The sequence below is a fragment of the Glycomyces sp. YM15 genome, assembly GCF_016918015.1.
Lineage (GTDB): Bacteria > Actinomycetota > Actinomycetes > Mycobacteriales > Micromonosporaceae > Glycomyces.
This window is the reverse complement of sequence record NZ_JAERMK010000053.1, coordinates 1-3,466: the sequence shown is the minus strand read 5'-3', so window position 1 is coordinate 3,466 and position 3,466 is coordinate 1. Positions and strand designations below refer to the sequence as shown.

The window sequence follows — 3,466 nt, the reverse complement described above, 5'->3', positions numbered from 1 at the left end:
AATGTTTGGCGGTGTCCTGCTCTCCCACACCCTCTCGAGTGCAGTACCATCGGCGCTGGAAGCCGTAACGACCGGGTTCGGAATGGGACCGGGTGTGTCACTTCCGCTCTCACCACCAAACAAACCCATGAGGGCACTGTTCAGCGATCAAGCCGACCAACCACACACCCCACAATAGGGCGATGACCAGCCGCGATCGAGCCAACCAGTGTTGTCTCAGAATCGCATAGTGTGCGTGAATGTCGTTTCTACCTGGAACACGTATTGATGTTAAGTTCTCGGCGGTTAGTACCCGTCCACTCCACGCCTTGCAACGCTTCCATGTCGAGCCTATCAACCCCGTCATCTACAGGGCGCCTCACCAGCAAACGCTGACAGAGATCTCATCTCGAAGCACGCTTCCCGCTTAGATGCTTTCAGCGGTTATCGCTCCCGAACGTAGCCAACCAGCCATGCCCCTGGCGGGACAACTGGCACACCAGCGGTTCGTCCATCCCGGTCCTCTCGTACTAGGGACAGCCCTTCATCAAATCTCTTACGCGCGCGGCGGATAGGGACCGAACTGTCTCACGACGTTCTAAACCCAGCTCGCGTGCCGCTTTAATGGGCGAACAGCCCAACCCTTGGGACCAACTCCAGCCCCAGGATGCGACGAGCCGACATCGAGGTGCCAAACCATCCCGTCGATATGGACTCTTGGGGAAGATCAGCCTGTTATCCCCGGGGTACCTTTTATCCGTTGAGCGACACCACATCCGTACGTCGGTGCCGGATCACTAGCCCCTGCTTTCGCACCTGCTCGACCCGTCGGTCTCACAGTCAAGCACCCTTCTACGCTTACACTCACCGACCGGTTTCCAACCGGCCCGAGGGTACCATTGGGCGCCTCCGTTACCATTTAGGAGGCAACCGCCCCAGTTAAACTACCCACCAGGCACTGTCCCCCGACCCGATCAGGGCCGCGGGTGAGACACACCACCAGATCAGAGCGGTATTTCACCAACACCTCCACCACGACTAGCGTCGCAGCTTCCCAGGCTCCCGCCTATCCTACACAAACCAAGCAATGCATCAATACCAAGCTATAGTAAAGGTCCCGGGGTCTTTCCGTCCTGCCGCGCGAAACGAGCATCTTTACTCGTACTGCAATTTCGCCGAGCATGTGGTTGAGACAGCGGGGAAGTCGTTACGCCATTCGTGCAGGTCGGAACTTACCCGACAAGGAATTTCGCTACCTTAGGATGGTTATAGTTACCACCGCCGTTTACTGGCGCTTCAATTCACCACTGCAGGCCAAAGGCCTTGATGGATCCTCTTAACGTTCCAGCACCGGGCAGGCGTCAGTCCATATACCTCACCTCACGGCTTCGCATGGACCTGTGTTTTTAGTAAACAGTCGCTTCCCCCTGGCCTCTGCAACCCCCTCCAGCTCATGAGCGCACGCTCCACCAGAAAGGGCCCTCCTTCTCCCGAAGTTACGGAGGCAATTTGCCGAGTTCCTTAACCACACATCACTCGAACGCCTCAGTATACTCTACCTGACCACCAGTGTCGGTTTAGGGTACTGGCCGACTACCACTCGCTAGAAGCTTTTCTCGACAGCACGGGATCACCAAATTCAGCCAAACGGCCTATGCTTCAGCGCTCACCCTCCAGACCAAACTGGACACTCCCGGATTTACCTAGGAATGCGGGCTACCACCTTACCCCGCCTAATCCACCAGACGGTACAGCTACCCCACTGCGTCACTCCATCACTACGCTACACACGGAAAGGACCCCAACCACTCACTGATGCCGGCAATCCCGAAGGACCACCAACACCGGCTTGCAGCCGGTTAGCACAACCGCTATCACTCATACGCGGCACTCGGGTACCGGAATATCAACCGGTTATCCATCGACTACGCCTCTCGGCCTCGCCTTAGGCCCAGACTAACCCAGGGCGGAACAGCCGTCCCCTGGAACCCTTAGTCAATCGGCGCACAGGATTCTCACCTGTGTTTCGCTACTCATGCCTGCATTCTCACTCGTACAAAGTCCACCCCATGGGTTACCCCGGAGCTTCACCCCATGTACGACGCTCCCCTACCCAACCCCGCCAGACGCATCTGACAGGCATTGCTACGGCTTCGGCGGTGCACTTCAGCCCCGCTACATTATCGGCGCAAAACCACTCGACCAGTGAGCTATTACGCACTCTTTCAAGGATGGCTGCTTCTAAGCCAACCTCCTGGCTGTCAACGCGACCCCACATCCTTTTCCACTCAGTGCACCCTTAGGGGCCTTAGCCGGTAATCTGGGCTGTTTCCCTCTCGACGACGGATCTTCTCACCCGCCGACTCACTGCCGCACTCAACACCATGGCATTCGAAGTTTAGCTGAGCTCAGTAACCGACACGGCCCATCACCCAACCAGCGCCCTACCACCACGGAGCAACATACGACGCTGCACCTAAATGCATTTCGGGGAGAACCAGCTATCACGGAGTTTGATTGGCCTTTCACCCCTACCCACACCTCATCCCCCCAGTTTGCAACCTAGGTGGGTTCGGGCCTCCACGACCTCTTACAGCCGCTTCACCCTGGACATGGGTAGATCACCCCGCTTCGGGTCTACAACACACCACTCAACGCCCTATTCAGACTCGCTTTCGCTCCGGCTCCACCACACGGCTTAACCTCGCGGCATACCATAACTCGCAGGCTCATTCTTCAAAAGGCACGCCATCACCCGCCTACGCAGAAACAAGTTCCACGCCGGGCTCTGACGGTTTACAGGCACATGGTTTCAGGCACTCTTTCACTCCCCTCCCGGGGTACTTTTCACCATTCCCTCACGGTACTCTCCACTATCGGTCACCGGACCTCTTTAGGCTTAGCAGACGGTCCTGCCAGATTCACACGAGCCTCCACGAAACCCGCGCTACTCGGGTGCATCATCCGAACACCAACACAATCCTTCACCTACGGGACTCTCACCCTCTCCGGTCGGCTTTCCCACACCGTTCGACTAGATCATGCTGCGTGCACCTGGCCTCGGCAGAAACCAACGATGATGTCCCACAACCCCTGACCCGCAACGCCTGCCGGCTATCACACGAACCAGGTTTAGCCTCCTCCGCTTTCGCTCGCCGCTACTCACGGAATCACTCTTGTTTTCTCCACAGCAGGTACTGAGATGTTTCACTTCCCCGCCACACCACCAACCAGCCTATACATTCAGCCAGCGGCAACCAGTCATCAAACTGGCTGGGTTACCCCATTCGGAAACCCTGGGATCACAGTCCAGTTGGCAACTCCCCCAGGCATATCGCAGCCTCACACGTCCTTCATCGGTCATCCGGCACCAAGGCATCCACCATGCGCCCTACACAACTTAACCAACACGGTCAAATCAGATAGAAACAAAGACACTCACGCACACTATACAAATCTCAAACAACACATAGGCCACACCAAGCCG

General features: G+C 56.9%; 2 rRNA genes. Both read right to left on the bottom strand.

The features are described 5' to 3' along the window. Positions 1-3: 3 nt before the first annotated feature. Positions 4-120, bottom strand: a 5S ribosomal RNA gene (gene rrf, locus JHY01_RS26130). Positions 121-266: 146 nt separating this feature from the next. Beyond that, a 23S ribosomal RNA gene (locus tag JHY01_RS26125) occupies positions 267-3,385 on the bottom strand. Between the last annotated feature and the right edge of the window lie 81 nt (positions 3,386-3,466).